The following is a 1,784-nucleotide window of genomic DNA, read 5'->3' as shown; positions in this document are numbered from 1 at the left end:
AAATTATATTGTTTTGGAATTATTTGGAGGTATTTAAGGTTCTAATCATTTTGATTTCCATAATTAACTAACCTGCTACTTCAATAAGAAAAATGCGTCCGCACTTATCGTAGAAACGCACTCGATAGTTTAAGTACAGTTTTTCACAAATAAAAATAATTTCACTAAGGTGCAAATACGCACCCGGCTTTAAACACGTTCAAGCTTTTTAAATGGTCTGTGTGGTAATTCAACACGGATGGTATCATCTGGTTTCACTTCTCCACTCTGCAATATAACTCCCATTATTCCTGCCTTTCTAATTAGATTTCCGTCTGAATCCTTATCCAAAACAGCCTTTAATAGACCCGGTTTAAAATTATCAATTTGGGCACAAGGATTGCGTAAGCCTGTTACATTAATAATTGCTGACTCACCTATAGATAATATAGTGTCAGTAGGTAATTCAAGAAGATTTATTCCGACAGTTGTAATATTTTCACCCATTTGTCCAGGTTTAATATTAAAGCGGTCTGCTAACTCTTCGAATAACTCATTTTGAATTAAATGCACTTGTCTTAGGTTGGGCTGGTTTGAATCTTGTGCCACTCTCGAGCGATGTTTAACCGTTGAACCAAAGTGTGCATCGCCTTCGACCCCTAAACCCTTGACTAATTTTATAATCTCTTTATTTTCTTTACTAAACGTATGCTTTTTACTTAAACTTACAGCTATGACTGTTCCTAAAATTGAACTCTCTTTTTTTTCATTAAACATTCAATCCTCACAGCCTTCCTTTTTTAAACCCCTGTTTGTTCATATTCAATACAGCCTTCATTCCATCATCACAACTTTCCTTTATACACTAAAGCAACACAATTAAAGGTGATTGTTACTTGGACGGATTAGAATGATAAAAGTATTCATCCACGGAACTTTAGAGAGCAGTTTGTATTTCAACAATAAAGAACTTATCTAGAGTGAATTTTTCCCTCTCTATTTTGTTGCGTACTTTTTCTCTAATGCAACATAATGACTAAAGTTTCTTGTTATACTAACCAGCCCCGTTAGCAGAACAAGCAAAAAAGACCGCCGTAGCGATCCATCTTGAACTCTTGCACCCGGTAGTCTAATGTAATATTTCATAATATGTACATTTTCATATCTTTTCTTTACTTCCATAACCGTTTGATAGTTACCTTATTATTTTCATTATCTAAAAGATAAACGTCGGGATTACTAAGATTTTTCCAATCTTTAAATCCAATATCTTTATTAAAACGCTTTAATAGTAAGGACATTAAATTTCCGTGTGTAACAATAATAGTATTTTCATTATTACTGTCAAAAGCATTTTCAACAACTTCAACTATTCGTTTCATTGCATCTAAACTGGACTCGCCACCTTTAAATTTAAGTTCCATATCATCAAATGTTGTTCTTAGCTTCTCAAACCAATCCGAGTAAATATTGGTACTTAGTATACGTTCCATTAATTTACTGTCAATCTCCACCTCAAGATTTAATTTCTTTGCAAGCGGTTGAATAGATTCAACCGCACGTTTATATTGGCTTGAAATAATTCGGTCAATTTTAATATTGGAAAAAAACTCGCATAAATCTAACGCTTGTATAAGACCTTTATCCGTAAGTTGTGCTTCGGGTGGCTGTCCAGCCGCCTCACAATGCCTAATAACATAAATTTTCTTCAATAAAACCACTCCAATATTATGTATAAAGTTATTAGGAATTATGAATTGGTATCAACGTCTCAGCACGTTTAATACTATCCCTAAATATTTAAA

The 1,784-nt window shown here is 33.5% G+C and carries 2 protein-coding genes; both read right to left on the bottom strand.

All coding sequences use genetic code 11. The annotated features are described in order from the left end of the window. Positions 1–189: 189 nt before the first annotated feature. Positions 190–756, bottom strand: a complete 567-nt coding sequence (locus G6554_RS25170) for an MOSC domain-containing protein (RefSeq protein WP_166246837.1) — start codon at positions 754–756, stop codon at positions 190–192. A 395-nt stretch (positions 757–1,151) separates the two neighbouring features. Then, complete coding sequence (locus tag G6554_RS25165; RefSeq protein ID WP_166246836.1) at positions 1,152–1,691, bottom strand: histidine phosphatase family protein; 540 nt, start codon at positions 1,689–1,691, stop codon at positions 1,152–1,154. Positions 1,692–1,784 lie beyond the last annotated feature (93 nt).

The sequence above is a fragment of the Bacillus sp. MM2020_4 genome, assembly GCF_011250555.1.
Taxonomy (GTDB): Bacteria; Bacillota; Bacilli; order Bacillales; family Cytobacillaceae; genus Neobacillus.
This window is presented reverse-complemented; position numbering and strand designations above follow the sequence as displayed.